Here is a 23,500-nt window from a genome sequence, read left to right on the forward strand (position 1 = left end):
CTCATGGGCCACCCCGCCTTCGTCCCGCCGTCCCCCGTCCGCACCCGCCCCGACCTGCAGGGCACCTTCGGCATGGTCGCCTCGACGCACTGGCTGGCGTCCGCGAGCGCCCAGGCCGTGCTCGAGCGCGGCGGCAACGCGTTCGACGCCGCCGTGGCGGGCGCGTTCGTGCTGCACCTCGTCGAGCCGCATCTCAACGGGCCGGGCGGCGACATGACCGGCGTCTTCGCCACCGCCGCCGAGCCGGGACGCCCCCGGGTGCTCATGGGCCAGGGGCCCGCGCCCGCGGCCGCGACGATCGCGCACTACCGCGACGTCGAGGGCCTGGACCTCGTCCCCGGCTCGGGCGCGCTCGCCGCGGCGGTGCCCGGCGCCGTCGACGCGTGGCTCCTGCTGCTGCGCGATCACGGGACGTGGAGCGTGCCCGACGTGCTCGCCACCGCCGTCGGCTACGCCCGCGACGGGCACCCGGTCCTGGAGCGCGTGAGCCGCACCATCGCCGGGATCGCGGACCTCTTCCGCGAGCACTGGCCCACCTCCGCCGCGCACTGGCTGCCCGCGGGCGAGGCGCCCGCGCCCGGTGCACTGGTGCGCAACCCCGCGTACGCCGACGTGCTGGACCGGGTCTCGAGGGCGGCCGAGGAGGCCGCCGCCGCCGGCGCCGACAGGGCCGCCCAGGTCGACGCCGCCCGCGCCGCGTGGCGCGACGTCGTGGGCCCCGCCGTCGAGGAGTTCGTCGCCACGCCGCACCGGCACGCCGACGGCGCCGACCACGCGGGCGTCATGACGGCCGCCGACGTGTCCGCCTTCGATGCCGGCTACGAGGAGCCCACGACAGTGGCGTTCCGCGGCCACGTCGTCGCGAAGACCGGCCCGTGGGGGCAGGGCCCGGCGCTGCTGCAGGCGCTCGCCGTCCTCGACGGCCTCCCCGACGAGCGGCTCGACCCGAGCACCGAGCTGGGCGCCCACACCGTGCTCGAGACCCTCAAGCTCGCGCTCGCCGACCGGGACACCTGGTACGGGGACTCCGAGGGTGCCGCCGACGCCGAGACGCTCGCGTACCTGCTGTCGCCGCAGTACGCGGCGGCCCGCCGGCAGCTGATCACCGAGCACGCGTCGCACGACGTGCGCCCCGGCGACGTGCCCGGGCGGACGACGCCCGCGGCGCCGCCGCTGCGCACGACCTACGCCAGCTCGGCCCCGGCGGGCTCCCTGCCCGGCGCGCCGGGCAGCGCGGGGGTGGGCGAGCCCACCGTGGAGGTCGAGCCGGTCCCGGACGCGCTGGGAAGCACCCGCGGCGACACCTGCCATCTCGACGTCGTCGACCGCTGGGGCAACATCGTCTCGGCGACGCCGTCCGGCGGCTGGCTGCAGTCGTCCCCGACGATCCCCGGGCTCGGGTTCTGCCTCGGCACCCGACTGCAGATGACGTGGCTCGACGAGGCCTCCCCGTCGCGGCTCGAGCCGGGTCGCCGGCCGCGCACGACCCTCACCCCGACGCTGGTGCTGCGGGACGGCGAGCCCGTCATGGCGCTCGGCTCCCCCGGCGGCGACCAGCAGGACCAGTGGCAGCTCCTCATGATCCTGCGCGTCCTCGTCGGCGGGTACACGCCGCAGGAGGCGGTCGACGCGCCCGCGCTGCACACCACGTCGTTCCCGGGGTCGTTCTGGCCGCGCACCTGGACGCCGGGCGGGGCGGTCGTCGAGGACCGGCTCGGCGAGGACGTGCTGCGCGGACTCGCCGAGCGCGGCCACGTGCTCACCCGGGCCGGCGACTGGGCGCTCGGACGGCTGTCCGCCGTCACCCGCGACCCCGCCACCGGCGTCCTCGGCGCCGCCGCCAACCCGAGGGGGGCGCAGGGCTATGCGGCCGGTCGCTGACCCCGCCACGGTGCCGCCGGCCACCGACGAGGCCGCGCCGCTGCTCGCGGTGCGTGGGCTCGAGGTGTCGTACGGCTCGACCCCGGTGCTGCACCAGATCGACCTCGAGATCCGCCGCGGCGAGCGCGTCGCCGTCGTCGGCCAGTCCGGCTCCGGCAAGTCGACGCTGGTGAACGCCCTGCTCGGGCTGCTGCCCGGCGCCGGGCGGGTCACCGGTGGCCAGATCCTGCTCGACGGGCGCGACCTCGTCGCCGACGACCCGAGCGACGTGCGCGGCAGCCTGATCGGGCTGGTCCCGCAGGACCCGCTGACCAACCTCAACCCGACGATGCGGGTCGGCGACCACGTCGCCGACGCCCTGCGCCGGGACGGCTGCCGGGGCGCGGACGTGCAGCGCCGGGTCGTGGAGCTGCTCGACGAGGCGGGGATCCCCGACGCCGCGAAGCGCGCCAAGCAGTACCCGCACGAGTTCTCGGGCGGCATGCGCCAGCGCGTGCTCATCGCCCGTGCTCTGGCCCGCGAGCCCGAGCTGCTCGTCGCCGACGAGCCGACCTCCGCCCTGGACGTCACCGTGCAGCGCCGGATCCTCGACCATCTCGAGGAGCTGGCGCGGGCGCACGGCACCACCCTCCTGCTCGTCACCCACGACCTCGGCATCGCGGCCGACCGCGCCGACCGCGTCGTCGTCATGCTCGACGGCCGGATCGTCGAGGCCGGCCGGCCGGCCCAGGTGCTGCGCCAGCCCGAGCACGAGTACACCCGCAGGCTCGTCGCGGCCGCGCCCGGCGTGGCCGCCGCGGCCGTCCTGACGTCCGGCCCAGCATCCGGCCCAGCGTCCGGCCCAGACCAGCCCGTCGCCGACGCACCCGCCCCGGCCGACGACGTCGTCACCGTGCGCGACCTCGTCAAGGAGTTCCGGGTGCGCGGGCGCCACGGGGGCGTGCTCCGCGCCCTGGACGGCGTGTCGTTCGGCGTCCCCCGCGGCACGGCGACCGCGCTGGTCGGCGAGTCGGGCTCCGGGAAGACGACGATCTCGCGCATCCTGCTCGGCCTGGAGACCCCGACGAGCGGCGCCGCGCTGGTCGACGGCGCCAGCATCGTCGGGTCCACGCGGGCCGGGCGACGCGCGCTGCGCCGACGGGTGCAGCCGGTCTTCCAGGATCCCTACGGCTCGCTCGACCCGACCCACACGGTCGAACGGATCATCGACGAGCCCCTGCGCGTGTTCGGCATCGGGGACCGCGCGAGCCGCCGCGCCCGCGTCGCCGAGCTCCTGGAGCAGGTCGCGATGCCGGCCGACACGGCCCACCGGCGACCCGGCGAGCTCTCGGGCGGGCAGCGCCAGCGCGTGGCGATCGCGCGGGCGCTGGCCCCGGGGCCGGAGGTGCTGGTGCTGGACGAGGCCGTGTCGGCGCTCGACGTGCTGGTCCAGGAACAGGTGCTGCAGCTGCTCGCCGACCTGCGCGACCGCCTCGCGGTCTCCTACCTCTTCATCACGCACGACCTCGCCGTCGTGCGTGAGGTCGCGGATAATGTCGTCGTCCTGCGCCACGGGCGCGTCGAGGAGACCGGTCCGGTCGACGAGGTCTTCCGCAACCCGCGGGCCGAGTACACCCGCGAGCTGCTAGGAGCCATCCCCGGTGCCGCTGCCCTCTGATGAACCGCTCGATCCCGCCGTACCCGCCGAACCCCAGCCGCCGCGCACCCCGACGTATCCCTCGGGCGGGGTCTCCTCGTCCGTGCAGGACGCGGTGCGTCGCGACATCATCACCGGTGGCCTGGTCCCCGGGTCGCGGATCACCGAGACCATGCTGGCCGACCGGTACGGCGTCTCCCGGGTGCCGGTGCGCGAGGCGTTGCGGGGCCTGGAGAGCGAGGGCTTCGTCGAGTCGCGCCCGCACGCCGGCTCCCGCGTGGCGGCCATCCCGGTCGACGACGCGGACGACCTGTTCGCGGTCCGCGAGACCCTCGAGGTCGCGACGTCGCGCCGGGCCGCCCGGCGCGCCGCGGCGCTGTGGTCCTCCGACGAGAGCCCGGCCGAGTGGTGGGAGCAGCGCCGCCAGATCGCGGCGCTCCTCGACGAGGGCGACGCGTGCGTCGCGCGCGACGACCTGGAGCCCCTGGTGGAGCTCAACGACCTCTTCCATCTCGGCATCGCCCGCCTCGCCGGCAGCGCCACGCTGCTCCGGCTGTTGCGCCAGCTCTCCTGGAAGATCGAGTGGCTCTACGCGGCCGGCGAGCTGCCGCGCGGCAAGCGCCTCTGGCCCGAGCACCGGATCATCGTCGCGGCCATCGACGCCGGGGACGGCGAACGCGCCGGGTCTCTCATGGCCGCGCACGTGCGCGAGTCGCGCATCGGATACCACGCCCGGTACGACGTGGCCCTGGACGGCGTCGACCCGGACGTCGCCGCGGCCGTCGTGCGGCGGCGCGCAGAGCTCGGGCAGGCCTGAGCGAGGTTGGCGATGCCGAGGTCGGCGGTCGGCGCCTACCGATTCGTCCGGTCCGCTCGGCCGTCGTTGCGCGGGAGCCACCGTTGGCTCCCCCGAGCTTTCTCAAAGCGCTGTCATGATCGCATCACCGAAATCGAGCACCCATGCACCTTCGCGCACCTCGGAGAGCCCACCCCAGGTCCCGGAGACGCAGGACACGCCAGGGTGACTCACTTCACATCCGGACGAAAACTGCGCCATCATCAAGGGTCCGTTCCCTGTCCCGACGTCCTCTGGGTGGCCCCGTGGTACCGATCAAGCGAATCGTCGGCCGGATCGCCCGTCGTGTCGTGCCCGGAAAATTAGCCCATCCCCCGACGCTCGTCGGCTTCGACGGCGACGCCTCCGACGCGCGCCTGACGATCTCCGCACGCGACGACGAGGGCATGCCGGTGGTACTTCTGGTGGGCCGCACGACCGGCCTCGAGGTGCGCCTCCCGGTGGCCGGCGACCCGCAGGGGTGGACCGCGCATGTCGTGGACGCCGACCTCGACGTGCTCGAGGGAGAGACGGTCGACCTCTACCTCGCGCCGGCCGGCGGCAGCTCGAACCGGCGCCGGCGGATCGCCTCCGGGGTGGACCTGGAGCCGTCCTCCGCGCCCGGCTCGCCGCGCCGCTGGTACAGCACGGTCGAGGGCAACGTCAGCCTGCGACGCCAGAAGGCGGCGGAGGCGATCGCCGAGTCGGGCGCCTTCGACGTCGACCACTACCGCGGGCAGCTCGCGGGGGGGGCCGGTGTGGACGAGCTGCCCGCGGACATGGACCCGATCGAGCACTACGTCGCCAAGGGCGCCGCCCTAGGCCTCGACCCGTCGCCCATGTTCGACACCCGCTACTACCAGCGGATGAACCCGGCGGTGCGCCGCAACCCGCTGGCGCACTACTGCGAGCACGGCTGGCGGGAGCTGCGCAACCCGTCCCCGGACTTCGACACGTGGTGGTACTGGTCGAAGCATCTCGACCCCGGTGACGACAGCGTCAACCCGCTGACCCACTACCGCACGACCGGCCGCCGCGAGGGCCTCTCGACCCGGCCGCTGCCGTCGCCATCCCGCCGTCTGGGCACCGGCCACCGCTTCGCCGCCGGGCAGCCCGTGCGGCGCGTGTGCCTGTTCGCGGGCTACGACCCGGAGGGGATCGTCGACGACTACGTCGTGGACTACGTGCGCGAGCTGGCCCGGCACGCCGACGTCTACTACATGGCCGACGGCGACATGTCGCCCGCCGAGCTCGCCAAGCTTGCCGACCACACCCAAGGCGCGTGGGCCCAGCGGCACGGGGAGTACGACTTCGGCTCCTACTCCCGGCTGATCGACCGCGTCGGCTGGTCCGCCATCGAGGAGTACGACGAGCTTTTGCTCGTCAACGACAGCGGCTACCTGCTACGCCCGCTCGACGACGTCTTCGCGCGCATGGACGCCAAGGCCTGCGACTGGTGGGGTCTGCAGGCGACGAAGGGCATCTACCGGACCCGCAACGTGCCGGTCAACCGGTTCCACGAACCGATCCCCATGGAATCGGTCCGCGGCCCCCTGCTCGACCGCTTCGAGCAGGACTACACCTACGACTTCCTGGTCGGCTCCTACTTCCTCGCCTACCGCGGGCCCGTCATCGAGGACCCCGAGTTCCGGCGCTACCTAGCCTCCGTGGCGCGCCAGGAGAAGAAGCACGCGATCGTCCAGAAGTACGAGGTCGGGCTCACCCGGTGGCTCATCCAGCTCGGCCACCCCTTCGACACGTTCGTCACGAAGCTGTACCCGCTGCACCCGGTGTACACGCCGTGGTACTTCCGGCTCCTCGACGAGGGGTTCCCGCTGTTCAAGCGGTACTTCCTCACCAGCAACCACTACCAGGTGCCGCACCTCGCCGACTGGGCGGACCGCGTCCGGGAGAAGGTGCCGGACGCCGACATCGCCACCTTCGAGCGCAACCTCGCCCGCGTCGCCGACCCGGAGACGCTGCGCCGCAACCTCTCCCTCGGCAGCGAGGCCGGAACGGTGGACGGGCCCGTGCCCGAAGAGCTCCTCACCGCGGACGAGTTCGCCGAGGGCGACCGCCTGAGCCCCAAGCACGCCTCCTGGTGGGCCTTCCCCGTGTGCGGGTACACGCACGTGTTCTCAGGCAACGAGCGCGCGGTCTTCGAGGAGGTGAAGGACGACCCGACGATCCGCAAGATCGTCCTGACCCGCGACAAGGAGGTCGTCGTCGACGGTGTGAACGTCGAGGTGCTGCCGCTGGAGAGCCCGGAGGGTCAGCACAGGCTGATGCGTGCCGGCACGATCTTCATCAAGCACACGCGGTACCGCAACGTCGGGTACCCCGTGTCGAGCTCGCTGCACAACCTGATCCAGGTGTGGCACGGCATCCCGTTCAAGCGGATCGGCTATGCCTCGGCGGACTATCTCGGCCGGCTCGACCGGGTCGACCTCGAGCAGTCGCAGTACCGCGCGGTGATCGCCTCGTCGAAGGTCGACGCGCTGGCGATGACGGCCGCCTTCTACCCGCTCACGTTCCACCAGGTGTGGAACACGGGCCTGCCCCGCAACGACTTCATCCTGCGCGACGAGGAGCGGCTGCCGGCTGACCTCCGGGACGAGCTCGCGAGGCTCCGCACCCTCGTCGACGGGCGCCGGCTCGTGCTTTTCATGCCCACCTTCCGCAACGCCCACGACGGGGGCGCCTACCGGTTCGCGCCCGAGGAGCTCGCCCGGCTCGGCGCGTGGCTGGAGAGCACCGGGTCGGTGCTCGGCGTGCGCGAGCACATGGCCGACGCGGGCGGCATGTACGGCACGCAGCTCTCCGGCCTACCGACCCTCAACCTGTCCGACGACGAGTTCCCGGACGTCGAGATGCTGTATCGCGTGTCCGCGGCACTGATCACCGACTACTCGAGCGCCTTCATCGACTACATGCTGACGGGCAAGCCGGCGGTGAGCTTCGCGTACGACTACGAGGCCTACCAGCTCGAACGCGGGGGCTTCTACGACCTCGACCTCGCCTTCCCGGGCCCGATCTGCACGACCTACGACGAGCTCCAGACCGCGCTCGACGGGCTCTTCTCCCGGACCCTGGACGAGGCTTACGAGTTCCGGCGCCGCCTCTTCTTCGACCACGTCGACGACCAGAGCTCCGCGCGAGTGGTGGAGCACGTCCGCGACCTGGCGGAGGCGCACGGGATCGGCAAGTCGCCCGAGGAGCGGATCGCATGAGCACGCTCGACCGGTGGCGCCGCCGGAAGCCCGAGACAACCACGCCGAACAGCCCGACACCGACTGCTCCGGCACGGGTTCCGGCCCCGCCCGACATCGATCCCGCGGGGATCCGCGTCGCCACCCTCGCGACGGCGCACGACACGTTCCTCGCCGTGAAGGGAAGCCAGCTCGATCAGGCGCGACGGGGACGGTCCCGCGCGCGGCTCCTGTGGGAGCCGGGCGCCGACCTCGGGCTGCTGGTCGGCGACGACCTCGACCGCGAGTTCGGGCTGGGCCCGAGCACTCCCCGCGCGCTCGGGCATCTCGTACGCCTGACATGGCCGTCGGAGACGACCGTGGCGATCGCCGACCTGTGGTCGCGAACCTGGCTGTCACCGGCCCCCGTCGACGACGTCGAGCCCGGGTCCCCGCGGCTTCGCACCGGGGTCACGACGGTCGGCCCGGAGGAGACGCTCACCCCGGAATCGCGGAGCACGGCGGCCGCGGACCCGCTCCTGGAGACCGCCGCCGCCGCCTACGCGGAGGCCCGGCGCCTGCACGGCACGGGCGGCGCGCACGCCGACGACGTCCTGGCCGCCCTCGATGACCCGGACCTGGCCCGGGCGCGGGTGCGGTTCTCGACCCTGCTCCCGCTGCTCTCGTACGACTCACTGGCCGAGGTCGCCCGCGCGATCCTGGCGGGCGCAGACCGCACCTCGGCCCTCGCCGCGCTCTTCCCGTCCGACCCGTGGGCGTCCCGGTCGATGCCGGAGCTGCGCGAGTGGCTGGAGCACCGGGACACCCGCTGGCACACGCGCCAGGTCGGCACCGACCTCGACGTGCTGTGGCGTGCGGGCCCAGGAGACGTGGCCGCGTCGTCGAGCGAGGTCGTCGCCTTCGCCGCGCGCGCCACGGTACGGCCACACCGGCGCGTCTGCGTGGTGGCGACCGCGCGGAACGAGGGGGTCTACCTCCTGGAGTGGCTGGCCTACTACCGGGCGCTCGGCGTCGACGAGTTCTTCGTCTACAGCAACAACAACGAGGACGGGTCAGACGCGCTGCTCCGGGCCCTGGCCGACGCCGGGGCGATCCGCTGGCTGGACAGCACGGTGGGCCCGCGGACGAAGGCGCAGGCCAAGGCCTACGCCCACGCATACTCGGTGCTGCCGGACGTGCTCGACTTCGAGTGGGCGATGACCGTCGACCTCGACGAGTTCCTGGTGCTCGACTCGGTGACCTTCGACGGCCTCCCTGACTTCCTCGACTGGCACGCGAGACGCCAGACGGACGTGATCGGCGTCAACTGGGTGATTGTCGGCCCCAGCGGCCTGACGCGCTGGGACGACGACCTGGTCACGCGACGCTTCCCGGCCCGCATCGCCGCCGTCGACGCACACGTCAAGTCGATCTCCCGGCCGGGGCGCATCCTGGGTTCGCAGCCCCACTTCCCGTACACGACCGAGCGGGAGCGGCTCGCGTTCCGGGAGGCGACCGGGGAGGCCCACACCTGGTTCACCTCGGACCTCGCACCGCACCTCCAGCAGGCGCAGTCGGACCGCCCGACCACCGGGCACGCGGCCCTGCACCACTACGCCCTGAAGTCGGGCGAGGAGTTCCTGTGGAAGTTCTCGCGCAACCGCGGCGGGAGGATCACCGCCGCCGACGACGACGGCATGGCCCTGACGTTGGAGGAGCGATTCGTCCAGAGGTTCCTCGCGCAGTTCGACAAGGACGCCGGCGACGTGCGACCTGCCGTCGTGGCCACGGTGCCGGATCTCGAGCGGGAGATCGACGAGCTGCGTCGTCTCGACGGCGTCGCCGAGGCCGAACGGCAGGTGAAGAAGGTCTTCGTCGAGCGGTCCGCCCGCGTCATGAACGCCTATCGCACCATCCTCCAGAACGATCTCGGGGAGAGCGGCCGCCGGCTGCTGCACCTCATCGAGAAGGACATCGACAAGGACATCGACGAGGAAGGAACCGCAGATGCTGCACGCCGTTCGTAAGGCCGCCTGGCTCCTCGGGGCGCTCGCCGCCCTCGGCGCCGTCGTGGCCGGCTTCGCCGGCGCCGGCGACGTCGCCCTCGCGCTGCTCGGGGTGGCGGTGCTCGCGTTCGGGGGCGGCGCGTTCCTGTCGTTCCGCGCCCTGGCGGACGTGGTCCGCGAGGCGACGGCGCCGTCCCGCCGCGCGGCCAAGGCGGTCGCCACTCTGGCCGAGCAGCGCGACGCCGAGACCGCGCAGGTCGACGAGATCGTCCAGCGCCGCACGAAGCCGATCAACGCCGGCATCGCCGCGCTGGTCCGGCAGATCGACCACCAGCCGTACGTGCACGCCGAGCTGCAGCGCCGCTACGCGCAGCTCATCGGTACCACCGACGAACCGATGCCGGTGCTCGGCGCCAACTGGGCCGCGACCGCGCCCACCATCCTGTTCATCGTCGACGAGATCCTGGGCCGTGACGCCCGGCGCACCGTCATCGAGTGCGGATCCGGCGCCTCGACGCTGTGGACCGCGGCCGCCCTGCGCCACCGCGGCAACGGCGGGCACGTCTGGTCGCTCGAGTCCGACGCCGCGTACGCCGAGGTCACCCGGGAGAACCTCAAGCACCACGGCCTGGAGGCCTGGGCCACCGTGATCGACGCTCCCCTGGTCGAGACGCCGGTGGCCGAGCTCGGCACCGTGCAGCCCTGGTACGACCTGTCCGGGTGGCCGGCGGCCGTCGCCGACGCCGACCTCCTGTTCGTCGACGGCCCCCCGGGGGTGACGGTCCGGATGGCGCGGTTCCCCGCGGTGCCCCAGCTGCTGCCGCACCTGCGCGACGGCGCGTTCGTCGTCCTGGACGACACGAACCGCCCGCAGGAGCGGGAGGTCGTGCGGCGCTGGAGGGAGATCGTCTCCTCGGGCCGATCCCTGCGCGTCGTCAAGACGGTCGGGCGCAGCACCGTGCTCGAGGTCGGCAGGCATCACGACCGATAGCCGCCCTCCCCAGGACGGACGGGCACCCGCCGTGCGTCTGACACCGGCACCCGTTCAGGGCCGCGCCCACCAAGGCTCGCCGGCCCCGCCGGTCACCTCGCGTCCGCTGCGGCTCGAGGTGCAGGCCCTGCGCGCGCTGGCCGTCCTGCTGGTGATCGCCTTCCACTTCTGGCCGGGCCGCGTCCCGGGCGGATACATCGGCGTCGACGTGTTCTTCGTGATCTCCGGCTTCCTCATCACCGGACACCTCGTGCGGGAGGCGGCGACCACCGGGCGGGTGGCGCTCGGACGGTTCTGGGCGCGCCGCGCGCGCCGCCTCCTGCCCGCCGCCTATCTCGTGATCGCCGTCACGACCATCGCGACGCTGCTGATCGCCCCGTCCACGGTCTGGCTCCAGTGGTTCCGCGAGGTCCTCGGCGCCACCCTGTACGTCGAGAACTGGGTGCTCGCCGCGGACGCCGTCGACTACCTCGCCGCGGACACCGACCCGTCGCCGGTACAGCACTACTGGTCGCTCTCCGCCGAGGAGCAGTTCTACCTCGTCTGGCCCCTGCTCGTCGGGCTGTCGGCGGTCGTGGCGGCCCGTGCCCGACGTTCCCTGGGGGTGGTCGCCTTCGCCGTGCTCGCCGTCGCGACCCTCGCCTCCTTCGGGTACTCCCTCTGGCTGACCGTCGCGAACCCGGCGTCCGCCTACTTCGTCACGACCACGCGGGCGTGGCAGTTCGGGGCGGGCGCGCTCCTCGCACTGCTCCTGGCGCGCCCGGCACACAGGCAGGACACGCCGTGGCGGACGGTGGTCTGCTGGGCGGGCTTCGCGAGCATCGCCCTGGCCGGCCTGATCTACGGCACGTCGACGCCGTTCCCCGGCACCGCAGCGCTGTGGCCGGTGCTGGCCACGGCCGCGGTGATCTGGGCCGGGACGCCCCGGACGCGCGGCTCCCCCGCCGCCCTGATCACGTGGCGCCCGGTGCAGTACACGGGCGAGATCTCCTACTCGCTGTACCTCTGGCACTGGCCGGTGATCGTGCTCGCCCCGTTCGTCCTGGGCCACGTCCCCGGGCTGCTCGAGCGCGTCGCCCTCCTCGCGGGCGTCGTCGTCCTGTCCGCCCTCACCAGGAGGTACGTCGAGGACCCGGTGCGCTTCACCCGTCGCTGGGGGCTCCAGCGGACCGGCCGCGTCCTCGCGCTGACCGCGGCGGGCGCGGCGGTGCTGGCGCTGGCGGCCGGCTCGGTGTGGTTCGTCACCGACCAGCGCGCGCGCCAGCAGGAGGACGTCACCGCGCGCCTGGTCGCGGACATGCCGCCCTGCTTCGGCGCCGCCTCGATGGACCCCGACAAGCCCTGCGAGAACCCGGACCTCGACGGGATGCTGGTCCCCTCGCTCGAGGCCGTCGCCGGCGACTGGGACCACACCCCGTGCTTCGTCGAGAGCGCCGAGGAAGATCTCAATGACTGCTCGTTCGGCCCTGTGGACGACCCCGACGTGCCCCACGTCGTCCTCGTCGGCGACTCGCACACCCGGGCCATGCTCCCGGCCTTCACGGCGCTGGCGGAGGACGGCACGATCAGCCTCACCCTGCAGCTCAAGGCGACGTGCACCTGGACCACGGGCGTCATGAACTACGACGAGCCCCAACGGGTCGCGACCTGCGAGACCTGGAAGGACCAGCTCGACTCATGGTTCGTCGAGCACGCGTCCCAGATCGACCTGGTCGTCACGACCGGATTCCTCGAGAAGCTGTCGGGTGACGCCGACCAGCAGGTCGAGGACATGGCCGCTGCCTGGCGCCCGGTCGCCGACCTCGGCGTGAAGATCGTCGCCCTGTCCGACAACCCCAGGCACGACTCGCGCCCGGTCGACTGCCTCGCCGAGCTCGACGTGATCGAGCCCGACAGCTGCGACACATCCGTCCGCGAGGCGTTCCCGTTCCCGGACACGTTCGCCGCGACGGCGAAGGCCGTCCCGGGGACGGCATACGTCGACCTGACGGACTACTACTGCAGGGACGGCAGGTGCCCCTCCGTGATCGGCGGCGTCACCGTCTACCGGGACAGCAACCACCTCACCACGACCTACACGCGCACCATGGCGCCGTACCTGCTGCGCGAGCTGCGCGCGGTCGGCGCGCTGCCGTGAGCCGGAGTCGCGTCAGCCCAGGCGAGAGGCGAGGGCGGGCTCGAGGTGGGGCGCGAGCGTCCGGGAGAACGTCGCCGTCAGGTGCGACGCGTCGAAGTAGACGACCACGTCGCCGATCACCGCGGGGCAGGTGTCCGCCGTGCACGCGTAACCGCTGAGGTCCAGGGTGGACAACCCCGGCTCGTCGAGGGCCTCTGCCGCGTCGTACAGCGGGTCGGGTGGGAGCCAGGCCGACCGCTCCCCGTCGCACTCGGAGGGCGACCCGGCCGCCGCGAGGCAGTCCGGCACGGAGGGGATCGTGAGCTTCGGGTACGGCATGTCACGCACGACGAGCGTCGGGGTGCCGGTCCCCACGAGGTCTTCGAGGTAATGGGTGTACCCCTCGGCGACGGTCGCGTCGTTGTCCGCCGGGGCCACACCCGCAGCCTTGAACGGCGACAGCTGCGAGGTGACGACGAGGTCGAAGCCGCCCGAGCCGACCTCGTCCAGCACCCGCTGTCCCCAGGCCTCGCAGCCCTCGGAGTCCTGCGGGGTCTCGAACTGCCAGCGGATGTCCGACGTGGGGCACTGCGACGCGACGATCGTGGTGAGGGACCAGTCGTTCTTCTCCGCCAGGTCCTGCAGGGGCGGCAGGAGGTTGCCCGCGTGCGAGTTGCCGATGAGCGCGACCCGGGTGTCGGCCTCATCGTCGCCGTAGTGGCACGTCGCTGTTCCGGTGAACGGCGGCGACTCCCAGCAGCCGTCCTCGTACGCGCTCGGCTTGTCGTCCGCCGCCTCCGCCGGCCCGAGGAGGAGGTCGCCGGCGAGATCGCAGTCGGCGCCCGGCTCCATGGCCGCCGCGCCGACGCACGGGGCATGTACGGCGTCGGCCGCCTCGGCGATGTGCGCCTCGGCACGCGCGTCCAGGGCGACGGAGCCAGCGATGGCTGCGGCGCCGATGACCACGGACGCCGACAGAGCCACGGCGAGCGCGCGCCCGGACCCGGCGGCACCACGACGGAAGCGGTCCTCGACCAGCGGCTTCGTCGCCGCGGCGAGGGTGAGCGCGACCGCGAGGACGCCCACCCGTTCGAGCAGCTCCGGGTTGTGGCCCAGCATGAAGGGCGCGAGGACGATGAGCGGCCAGTGCCACAGGTACACGGAGTACGAGACGTCACCGAGCCACTGGACCGGCGCGGCGTCCCCGACCTTCCGCGGCGACCAGCGTGTGCGCTCGGAGCTCGCCGCGATCACGAGCGCGCACCCGAGTACGGGGAGGGCGGCGGTGTACCCCGGGAACGGGACCGACCCGTCGAAGGCCACGGCCGCGGCCACGATCATCGCTATCCCGGTCCAGGCGAGCGGGGTGCGCCAGCGCGCAGCGACGCGGATCGTCAAGGTCGCGAGCAGCGCACCGACGCCGAGCTCCCAGATCCGGGTCGGCGTGATGAAGTAAGCGCTCGCCGGCCGCAGTTCCGTGGCGAGGACCGACCACGCGAACGAGGCCACGACGATCATCCCGATCGCCACGGACGCCCGCCGCACGAGGTTCCCCCCGCGACGTGCCGCGGACCATGCGACGACGATCAGCACCAAGGGCCAGAGGAGGTAGAACTGCTCCTCGACCGACAGCGACCAGTAGTGCTGCACCGGCGAGGCGGCCGCCTCGGCGCCCAGGTAGTCCACCGACGAGGCCGCCAGCGACCAGTTCTCGACGTAGAGGGCCGCCGCCCCGATCTCGCGGAGGGTGTCGGCCCAGAGCGTGCTCGGGGCCAGGGCGAACATCGCCACCGCCGTGACCAGGAGCACGAGGAAGGACGCGGGCAGGAGCCGCCGCACCCGCCGGGCCCAGAAGTCCGCGAGGTCCCGACCGCTGCGCGGCGGGCGACGCATCAGGTGGGACGTGATCAGGAATCCCGAGATGACGAAGAAGACGTCGACGCCGACGAATCCGCCCTGGAGCCTGCCCGGCCACAGGTGATAGACCACCACGGCGCCGACTGCGAGCGCGCGGAGGGCCTGGATGTCCTTGCGGGTCCCGCCGGTACGGGGTGCGGTGCGCTCAGCGCCACGCTCCGCGATCGGAGCAGTCTCCAGCAAACCAGGGCCTCTCGTCGTACGGCAGTCGTCGTGACCCCGTTCCGGGCCCGGGCCATCTTAGGGCCCGGGCGCAAGTCGGCGGTCGCACCACCCGATCGCCCGGCTTCCGAACGTCGTCCGCACGGACGCGACCGAGTTCCCCTCCATGACCTAGAAGAATTCTGGCGTCGTCACGACGTTCTACGGGACGGCGGACGCAGCCGCCGGTGCCACGAGGCCAGCACCCGCGGCAAGCACCGCCGCGATCGTGGTGCTGATGATGCGCTTCATCGAACCCGCATTCTTGAGATCGGCGAGGTGCCGGGGCCGCACCGCGGCGGCCCCGGCACCCGCTCATGGACGGATCGCGACCGGGCGCGTCAGTCCACGTCGCGCAGGTCCCACGACGGCCGCACGGGAGTCTCCGCGCCCGCGGGATCCTTGGCTGCCGGCGACTCCTGGCTCTCCGAGAAGGCCTTGACCTGCGGTGCGTCGGCGGACCAGGGGCCCCACATGTCGTCGGTGCTCCTGATCATCCAGCCGTCCGGCGTGTTCCAGAAGGAGACGAACACGTTTTCGGAGTCCGGCCCGGTGTACCAGGCGACCTCCAACCGGTCCTCGTCAGACCCCGGGCCGTCCCATCGGGAGGTAATGGTCCCGGCTGAGCCGAACGTGGTGCGCACGTCCTGGAGGGTGTCACTCGTCGCCAGCATGGCGAACTCGTCCTGTGTCGCCAGGTCCTCGGTGGGCTCCGCCGAGCGGTCCCAGTACGCCCACCGACTCTCGACCTTCCAGACGCCCTTGGAGCTCTTGACGAAGTCGACCTGCACGAGGCCGTCAGGAGACGCGGTCGGCCACCCGAGGGACACTGCGTCGTCCGCCGTCCCCGGTGCGTCGTAGTAGTAGCCGATCGTGCCCGCGGTGCCGAACGTGGAGCGGGTGTAGTCGATCGAGTTCCCCGCCTGGACCTTGTCGAACTCTGCGTCGGTCGCCTTGTCCGCGGTCTGGGCCGGCTCGACGTCCCAGTAGGCCGACCGGGTGTCGATCTTCCACACGCCGGACGAGCTCTTGATGAAGTACACCTGGACCCAGCCTTCGGACGACGCCGTAGGCCACTCCAGGACCACGCCGTCGTACTCTGTTCCGGGAGCGTCGTAATACTCGGTGATCGTGCCGTTCGTGCCGAAGGTGCTCCGCACGTACGCAATGCTGTTGCCCTGCTTGACCCTGTTGAACTCCGACTGGGTCGCCTTGTCGGCCGTCCGCGTCGCCGTGTTGCCCCAGAGGGCGTACTTGGTCACGAGATACCAGGCGCCCGACGAACGGCGCAGGAACTCGACCTCGACGGTCCCGTCCTTGTAGTACGTCGGGAACGCGACCTTCACGTAGTCGCCGCCGTACCCCGGTGGGTCGTCGCGGTCGATCACCTTGCCGTTGTTGCCGAAGGTCTTCCGCACGTAGTCGATCGAGTTGCCGTACGCCACCTTGTTGAACTCCGCCGACGTCACCACGTTCGACGGGACGGCGGACGCCGCCGCCGGCGCCACGAGACCAGCACCTGCGGCAAGCACCGCGGCGACGGCAATGCCAAGGATTCGCTTCATTGAGCCCTCATTCTCTCTCTGTGGATCGGCAGGGCGACGGGGCCGCAACGCTGCGCCCCGTCGCCGTGCCAGGTGGGTGGTTCAGCCCGCGTTGCGAAGGTCCCACGTCGGGCGCGACGGGGACTCCTTCTCAGAAGGCACGCCGAGATCGGGCGATTCCTCGACCTCCGAGGACCGCGACGGAGCCCCGTCGCTCCAGGGCCCCGCGATGTCGTCGACGGTCATGGCCTTCCACGTGCCCGACGAGACGGAGAAGTTCATGACGACGTCCTCGCCCTCGGTCCCGGTGTACCACTGGACGAGCAGCTGGTCGTACTCCGTCCCCCGCTCGTCAGCGCGGTACACGATGGTGCCCGCGCTGCCGAACACGCTGCGCGCCTCGTCGAGGGAAACGGTGTCCCCGTTCACGAGCTTCTTCCGGAGCGAGGCGAGCTCCGCCTCGGTCGCGAGGTCGCTGGTGGGTGTCGCCGAGACGCCCCAGTACGCCCACCGGTAGCCGACCTTCCACACGCCCGAGGAGCTCCGGACGAAGTCGATCGACAGGTAGCCGGTCTCCGACTCCGTGGGCCAGTCGACGACCAGTGAGTCGGCGTCGCTCCCGGGGGCGTCGAACTGGCTGACGACCGTGCCCGCGGTGCCGAAGGTGCTGCGGGCGTGATCGAGGGAGTTGCCCACCTTGACCTGGTCGAACTCGGACTCCGTCGCCTTGTCCGTGGTCCGCTTCGTCGCGACCCCCCAGGAGGCCATTCGCGTGTCGACCTTCCAGACGCCGGAGGAGCTCTTGGCGAAGTACACCTGGAGCCAGCCGTCGACGGACTCCGTGGGCCACTCCACGACGACGCCGTCGCCCTGAGTACCGGGGGTGTCGTAGTACTCCGTGATGGTGCCGGCCGTGCCGAAGGTGCTCCGCACGTACCCGATGGAGTTGCCCTGCTTGACCTTGTCGAACTCCGACTGGGTCGCCTTGTCCGCCGTCCGCGCCACCGGGCTACCCCAGGAGGCGTACTTGGCGGTGAGGTACCAGGTGCCGCTGGTGCGGCGGGCGAAGTCGACCTGGACGAAGCCGTCGTCGTAGTAGGTCGGGAACTCGAGCGACACGTAGTCGTCCACGGTGCCCGGCCCGTCGATGCGTTCGGTGATCGTCCCCTTGGTCCCGAAGGTGGACCGCACGTAGTCGATCGAGTTGCCGTAGGCCACCTTGGCGAACTCCGCCGACGTCACCACGTTCGACGGGACGGCGGTCGCGACTGCCGGTGCGACGAGGCCCGCGCCCGCGGCGAGCACCGCGGCGAGCGCGGTGCCGAGGATGCGCTTCATGGAGTACCGCTTTCTCTCGAGATCGCTCGAGCTCTGACGAGGTAACTGATGGAGCGCCTCGTGCGGAGTTCGTCCGTGTCACCGCGTCGTCGCGATTCGCACGGTTGATCCCGATCTGGCAGCGGGCCCTATCTTCCGACAGATAGGTACCTGGGGCCAGGGTGAAATTTCCTCAGCGCTTGCTGGACACCGGCTTGGCCTCGGGGCGCGGCTTGCCGGCATACACGTTCTGATAGCTGTCGCTCAGGTGACCGATGTCGAGGGCGCGAACCCCGGCTCGGTGCAGCCGCCGTGCGAGCACCGTGCCGGCCGGGCCCAGTGCGATCAGGGCGATGTCGAACGAGCCCCCCGACGTCACGAGCTCGACGACCCGGTCGACGTCGGCGTAGGCGTGGGTCGCCGTGGACTCGACCACGGCGGTCGACGCCGCCGAGGAGAACAACGCAGGATCGGCGTCAAACCTCGATCCCGCGCCCGTCACGAGCGCGACACGCTTGTCCTGCCAGACCTGCCGCCAGAGCTCGACGGCGTCGTCGCGCAGGAGGTCGAAGACGGTGGGCCGGGTCACGTGGCTGTTGAGATAGGTGCCGTGCTCCGGCACGCGCGTGCGCAGCTGCGGCCAGAGCTCCGACCAGACGCCTGTCCAGTGCGCGTCCCGGAAGACCTGCGGGAACCCGACGTCGAGGCCGGGTTCGTCGACGCCTTGGAAGATGTCGAGCAGCTCGTTCTGCAGCTCCGGGCTGTTGCGCTGGAACCGGAGGTTGAAGTCGCCGCGGAGCATCAGGCGGAACTCGCCGTCGCCGAAGCGCGCCATCGAGTGGTTGGTCGTCGCGAGACGGCGGAGCGTGGTGAGCATGCTCAGCTGCCGTGCGTTGACGAACTCCTGCACCTCGGTCATCGTCTCGGACGACGTCGCGAGTCGCACCGAGTCGATCAGCCGGCGATGGTCCTTGAGCTCCCGGAGGACCGCGTCGAGCGAGCTGTTGGTCGTGCGGACCGCCGTCACCAGCTCCGCGAGATCGTCCGACGGGAGCCCTTGGGGCGCCTGCGGGCCGGCGGCCATCTCCCCGGCCTTCGACCCTGCGGAGGTCCCGTTCGCGATCCGACGCTTGACCCGCCCGAGTCCCGAGCGCGCGCCGGCCACCAGGCGCGGCGGCCGGGCGGGAAGCGGCGGCAGCTCGAACGGACGACCGGCACGCGCCCCTGTCGGAACGGGGAACGCCGTCAGCAGCGCGTCGAGGGACGTGCGCAGCTCGGGCAACGCGGCGTCGGCCGCCACGGCTGCGAGGTCGAGGGTCGCGAGCTCCTCCGCTCGGACGTCGCGCGTGACCGCCGCCGACTCGTCGACGGTCGAGAAGAAGTCCCCGAACTTGAACGAGTCCCCACCCAGGGGGTGGTCCTCAACCCTCAGCCAGACCCACGGCACGCCGTAGGCCTGGGCGATGATGGCCCCGTGCAGCGACGTCGACACGCACGCGTCGGCGTTCGCGATCTGGTCGATGACCAGCTCCAGGTCCGCCGCGACGTCGACCATGGTGACGCCGGGCTCGGCCGAGCCGCTGAAGTACTTCTTGTGGACGTAGTGCGGGACGGCGGCGACCTTGGCGCGTGTCGCGCCGGCCGGGGTCGTCGGCGTGTAGAACCGCGGCAGCAGCAGCGCCGGGTCGCCGTACACCTCGGGGACGTTCCAGCCGAGCTTCGTCACGAGCTCCTCGCGGGTCCGGTGCCCGCGGACCGCGTGCACCCGGACGTCGCGCCGCTTGCGGAGCCCTTCGAGCTTGGCGCCCGCCAGCGGCTCCATCAGGCCTGCGCCCCACACGTCGACATCGTTGCGGTCGATGTAGCCGATGATCGAGCCCACACCGTACAGCGCGGGCTTCAGGGTGCGTCGGCGTCGCGCGTTGACCGGCTCCGCCCCGGAGATCCGCTGCACGAGCCACGGCCCGATCGCGTCGCCGAAGTTGGCCCGCTCGTCCCACCAGTACACGGCAACCTCGTCGGCCGCAAGGGCAGGGGCCTTGGCGTCACCAGCCGGCGTGCGCCGGACCGCGCCTGCGAGCCACCGCACCCAGCGGGCCCCGAGAACGGCCGCCATCGCGGCATCCCGGCGTCGTGGGGGCGAGCTCGCCGCGACGTGCGCGAGGACGTGGTGCTCGCCCGGCTCCGTCCGCAGCGGTGCCTTGCCGATCAGCGCGTCGCGCAGTGCGCGACGACTCTCGGGGCTTGCCCCGGACACCGTGACGGTCGCGGCGCCGTCCCGGACTGCGACGACGACCTCCCACTCGTGGGAGCGCGCGCCGCCAGTCACCGCGCAGCCGTCAGGACTGGCACGAACCACCACGCGCGGGCCACCGTCGAGGTGACGCGCGAGCTCCTTCTCGAGCACGGCGGAAAGCTGGAGCGGGTTCATCAGGAGTCTTCCTCGTTCACCGGGGATCTGGGTATGAGCCGTACCGTGGTGCGCGACGACACAGCGCGGCGCACTCTACCTGGACGGCCCGTCTACGAGGCCATCCGCAGCAGCTCGTCGACCACCCGAGCAGCAGAGCGGCCGTCCTCCCAGGGTCCGTACGTGCGCGCGAACTCTTCGATCTTGCCGGCGTACTCCGCCTCGACCGCATCGATCGCCTCGAGCGCCCGGAACAGCTCCTCTTCGGTACGCAGCACAGGCCCCGGCGCCTCGGACTCGAAGTCGAGGTAGAACCCGCGCAGCTCGTCGCGATATGTCTCGATGTCGTAGCAGTAGAAGACGATCGGACGCCGCGTCAGGGCGTAGTCGAACATGAGCGACGAGTAGTCGGTGACGAGCGCGTCGGAGGCGGCGAGCAGGTCCTGCACGTCGGGGTACGTGGAGACGTCCACGATGCGGCCGCGTGCCGACTCCGGTATCTGCACCGCCTGCCGGATGATCCCGTGCTTGCGGATCCCCAGCACGGTCCCGACCGGTAGCCGGTCTGCCAGCTCCTCAAGGTCCACGTGGGGGTCGAAAGCGAACTGCGCGCCGACCTTCTCGTTGTCCCGGAACGTCGGTGCGAACAGGATCAGCCGGACCTGCGGGTCCAGCCCCAGACGTCCCTTGACCAGGCGCGCCAGCTCGTCACGGTCGCCCGACACCAGGACGTCGTTGCGTGGGTATCCGGTCTCGACGACCCGCCCGCCGAACCGGAAGGCACTCGTGAGCCGGGCCGTGGCGAACGGGCTCGGCGAGACCAGGGCGCTCCAATATCCCGTCATCTGCGCAACGCGCTCGAGATATCCGTCGCTGCGACCCGTGGTCGAGACGGCGTCGAACTGCATCCGCTTCAGCGGCGTGCCGTGCCACGTCTGCAAGTAGAACGTCCGACGCGACGGCCGCACGTCGATGGGGAAGTTCTGGTTGTTGACCCAGGCCTTCGCGCGGCCCAGCTCCCAGTAGTACTGGGGAGAGCGCGGGACCACCTTGCGTGTGGTGAGGTCCGGCGGCCGGAATGTCCCGGTCGTCGACCACACAGTCCTCAGGCCGGTGTCACGACGGACCAGCTCCTCGTAGACGGCGCGCGGGCTGTCCGCGTACTGCCGGCCGTTGCCCGCCTCGAAGACGACGGTGTCGCGGCGGGGCAGCATCCGGGCCAAGCCCATGAGGAGGGCCATCGCGCGCGGATAGGAGCGACCGGCGCGGAACTTCAGCCAGGCCCCCTGGACGGCTGAGCCGTCCAGCAGACGCCACCACTGGACGGCAGGCCCGCCGGCGGCGGCGATCGAGGCCATGACCCGCTCGTTGTTACACCGATCGTGGTGCAGTATCAGCCGTGACGCGCGCTCCCAGTGCTCGTCGGCCATCACGAACCCGCCTGCAGCGGCGCGGACGACTTCCTCGACCAGGGAGTCCGCGTCGCGAACGATTTGGCCCGGCAGGTCGCTCTCCAGGTCGAGGTGCGATCCGCGTGGCCCGATGAACCGCTGGCGATCGAACTGGAAGTACAGGACGGGCCGGCGCTGGAAGGCGAAGTCGAACGCCACCGAGGAGTAGTCGGTCACGAGGCATGCGTGCTCGCGCAGCAGGGTCTGGACGTCGACCTCGCCCTGCTTGACGACCCTGACCCCGGGCACGTCGAACAGGTCGGCAAACCGGCGCATGTTCGGGTGCAAGATGAACGTGACGGGCAGCCCCTCGGAGATCGCCTCCTTCAGGCGCGGGTGCGACAGGAAGCCCTGCCACTGCTCGCGATAGTCGCTGATCTCGAATTCGTCACGGTTGCCCAGCCACTCCCGCCATGTGGGGATGACCAGGAGGCCGGTCGGCGGCGCCTCGAGGGGCGCGAGGAGCGCGTCGATCCGGGGCAAGCCCGTGACCCGCACCTGCCCCGGGCGGAACCCGAAGTCGTTGATGATCATCTCCCGCTCCCGGTCAGAGCTCACGTGGAAACGATCGGTGGCGAACCCGTGGGCGAGCTTGCCGTAGTTCGCCACCATGTTCTTGGTCCCCATGACGCCGTGCTGCAGGAACACCCGCACGCCTCGCACGCCCCGCGCTGCCCCGGCCGCCCGCGAGGGCAGCAGGTACTCGGCGTGGTGCGTGCTGATCAGCCGGCTCGCCAGGAACGCGACACGGATGTGCTCGCGCGAGTTGCGCAGCACCACGTTCCCCCACGGGGCGACGCGCTGCAGGTCGGGGGCGTGCTCGTCGATCACGTAGTAGGCGGACCGGCGGGGACGGTTCTCGCGGACCCATCGGAAGAAGTGGTAGCCGTTGTCCTGCGCCTTGTACGGGAGCTCGCCGACGAGCCAGATCCCGAGGAACGGCCGCACCAGGGGGAGCATCCAGGCGGCGCGGGTCCACCGTCGGAGGTACGCGAACGAGTCCGCGCTCATCCGCTCGACGTGTATCGAGATATTCGCCCCGCGGAAGGTGGCGTATGGGACGAACTGGACGATCCCGTCGGTACCCGGCGCCTGCCCAGGGCGCAGCGCGCCGTGGCGGCCGGCACTGTTGACCCGTCTGCTCTGCACGCAGCCGTCCGCGTCCTCGACCTCGACGAAGAGGTCGAGCGTCTCGTCACGAACGTCGAGCCGCCCCGCCAGGTCGTGCAGGTCGACGTCGACGGAAGCGCGCTGGACGAAGCGCCCCCGGTCGAGGAGCGCCTCATCCGCCCGGTCGGCCAGTCGGCCCACGAACGCATGGCGAACACCGCTCTCGCGCGCGACCGCGACGATCCGCACCTCGCGCGCGCGCCGGTCCGCGCCCCGGACATCGACCTGGAATTCGGCCCCGCTCTCCGCGAACCGGAGCTCCTCGACCGTCACCTGGAACCTGCGGCCTGGGACGCCACCGAGCAGGACGCTCAGGTTGCCCTTCTGCGTGACCACGACCCGGTCGTCGGCAACGCGGGAGCTCCCACCGTCAGCGGCGACCTGGCGCACCGTTCTGCCGAAGTTGCCGAGACGGACGGGGCCCGGGACGTCGGAGAGGTCCGGCCGGTCGCCGTCCTCCAGGGTGTCGCGAGGCACGAGGTGCATCCAGAGGTCCGCCACGTCGCCGTTGCCCGCGGACAGGCGCCGCAGCTCGTCGACCGGCAGTGTGACGGAGAAGTCGTAGTCGCCGTCGGCGGCAGCCCGGACCGTGGCCCCGCTCTCGCGCAGCACTGCCGTCACCTCGCCCACCCGCCAGTTCGGCCGGACGTAGTTCCCGCTGATGTGCAGCGACCCGTCCGACAGGGAGAACTCGATGTTCCGTTTCGCCGGCCTGGGCCAGGCGCCCGAGCGGCGGCGGAGTCGGCGCCGCACCGGCTCCGGGGCCACTCGTCGGAGCACTCCGCGCACACGAGAGGTCAGGGGTGCAGTCAAAGGTGATCGGCCCTTCGGTGTTGC

At 71.8% G+C, this 23,500-nt stretch carries 12 protein-coding genes; 7 read left to right on the forward strand and 5 right to left on the reverse strand.

Translation table 11 applies throughout. From position 1 onward, the window contains the following. The first annotated feature begins 3 nt into the window (after positions 1-3). The 7 genes from AC1C2V_RS02075 (at position 4) to AC1C2V_RS02105 (ending at position 12,674) form a co-directional block, all read left to right on the forward strand. Positions 4-1,881, forward strand: a complete 1,878-nt coding sequence (locus tag AC1C2V_RS02075) for a gamma-glutamyltransferase family protein (protein ID WP_495387903.1) — start codon at positions 4-6, stop codon at positions 1,879-1,881. Then, complete coding sequence (locus tag AC1C2V_RS02080) at positions 1,865-3,538, forward strand: dipeptide ABC transporter ATP-binding protein (RefSeq protein ID WP_495387904.1); 1,674 nt, start codon at positions 1,865-1,867, stop codon at positions 3,536-3,538. The genes AC1C2V_RS02075 and AC1C2V_RS02080 overlap by 17 nt, the downstream gene beginning before the upstream one ends. After that, the gene (locus AC1C2V_RS02085; RefSeq protein ID WP_495387905.1) at positions 3,522-4,334 is read left to right on the forward strand and encodes a GntR family transcriptional regulator; all 813 of its coding nucleotides are present in this window, start codon (positions 3,522-3,524) and stop codon (positions 4,332-4,334) included. Before AC1C2V_RS02080 ends, AC1C2V_RS02085 begins: the two co-directional genes overlap by 17 nt. Positions 4,335-4,618: 284 nt before the next feature. Further along, entirely contained in the window at positions 4,619-7,582 is a 2,964-nt protein-coding gene (locus AC1C2V_RS02090) for a CDP-glycerol glycerophosphotransferase family protein (RefSeq protein WP_495387906.1), read from the forward strand. Next, entirely contained in the window at positions 7,579-9,567 is a 1,989-nt protein-coding gene (locus tag AC1C2V_RS02095; protein ID WP_495387907.1) for a glycosyltransferase family 92 protein, read from the forward strand. Before AC1C2V_RS02090 ends, AC1C2V_RS02095 begins: the two co-directional genes overlap by 4 nt. Then, entirely contained in the window at positions 9,548-10,537 is a 990-nt protein-coding gene (locus tag AC1C2V_RS02100; RefSeq protein ID WP_495387908.1) for an O-methyltransferase, read from the forward strand. Before AC1C2V_RS02095 ends, AC1C2V_RS02100 begins: the two co-directional genes overlap by 20 nt. Positions 10,538-10,568: 31 nt before the next feature. Beyond that, entirely contained in the window at positions 10,569-12,674 is a 2,106-nt protein-coding gene (locus tag AC1C2V_RS02105; protein WP_495387909.1) for an acyltransferase family protein, read from the forward strand. A gap of 12 nt (positions 12,675-12,686) precedes the next feature. Here the strand turns inward: AC1C2V_RS02105 and AC1C2V_RS02110 are convergent, their stop codons facing one another. From AC1C2V_RS02110 to AC1C2V_RS02130, 5 genes are all read right to left on the reverse strand, one after another. After that, entirely contained in the window at positions 12,687-14,753 is a 2,067-nt protein-coding gene (locus AC1C2V_RS02110; RefSeq protein WP_495387910.1) for an acyltransferase family protein, read from the reverse strand. A gap of 359 nt (positions 14,754-15,112) precedes the next feature. Next, the gene (locus AC1C2V_RS02115; protein ID WP_495387911.1) at positions 15,113-16,336 is read right to left on the reverse strand and encodes a hypothetical protein; all 1,224 of its coding nucleotides are present in this window, start codon (positions 16,334-16,336) and stop codon (positions 15,113-15,115) included. 81 nt (positions 16,337-16,417) lie between these two features. Continuing rightward, a complete protein-coding gene (locus AC1C2V_RS02120; RefSeq protein WP_495387912.1) occupies positions 16,418-17,653 on the reverse strand; it encodes a hypothetical protein in 1,236 nt (411 codons plus the stop codon). A gap of 172 nt (positions 17,654-17,825) precedes the next feature. Then, entirely contained in the window at positions 17,826-20,063 is a 2,238-nt protein-coding gene (locus AC1C2V_RS02125; RefSeq protein ID WP_495387913.1) for a GT-D fold domain-containing glycosyltransferase, read from the reverse strand. A gap of 92 nt (positions 20,064-20,155) precedes the next feature. Continuing rightward, on the reverse strand, positions 20,156-23,443 hold the full coding sequence (locus AC1C2V_RS02130; protein ID WP_495387914.1) for a CDP-glycerol glycerophosphotransferase family protein: 3,288 nt from the start codon (positions 23,441-23,443) through the stop codon (positions 20,156-20,158). Positions 23,444-23,500: the final 57 nt, after the last annotated feature.

This window comes from Isoptericola sp. Y541 (assembly GCF_059445465.1).

Excerpts from the sequence above, each read along its gene's own strand:
- AC1C2V_RS02075 (WP_495387903.1), top strand. The coding sequence starts at position 4 with ATGGGCCACCCCGCCTTCGTCCCGCCGTCCCCCGTCCGCACCCGCCCC.
- AC1C2V_RS02080 (WP_495387904.1), top strand. The coding sequence starts at position 1,865 with ATGCGGCCGGTCGCTGACCCCGCCACGGTGCCGCCGGCCACCGACGAG.
- AC1C2V_RS02095 (WP_495387907.1), top strand. The coding sequence starts at position 7,579 with ATGAGCACGCTCGACCGGTGGCGCCGCCGGAAGCCCGAGACAACCACG.
- AC1C2V_RS02100 (WP_495387908.1), top strand. The coding sequence starts at position 9,548 with ATGCTGCACGCCGTTCGTAAGGCCGCCTGGCTCCTCGGGGCGCTCGCC.
- AC1C2V_RS02115 (WP_495387911.1), bottom strand. The coding sequence starts at position 16,336 with ATGAAGCGAATCCTTGGCATTGCCGTCGCCGCGGTGCTTGCCGCAGGT.
- AC1C2V_RS02120 (WP_495387912.1), bottom strand. The coding sequence starts at position 17,653 with ATGAAGCGCATCCTCGGCACCGCGCTCGCCGCGGTGCTCGCCGCGGGC.
- AC1C2V_RS02125 (WP_495387913.1), bottom strand. The coding sequence starts at position 20,063 with ATGAACCCGCTCCAGCTTTCCGCCGTGCTCGAGAAGGAGCTCGCGCGT.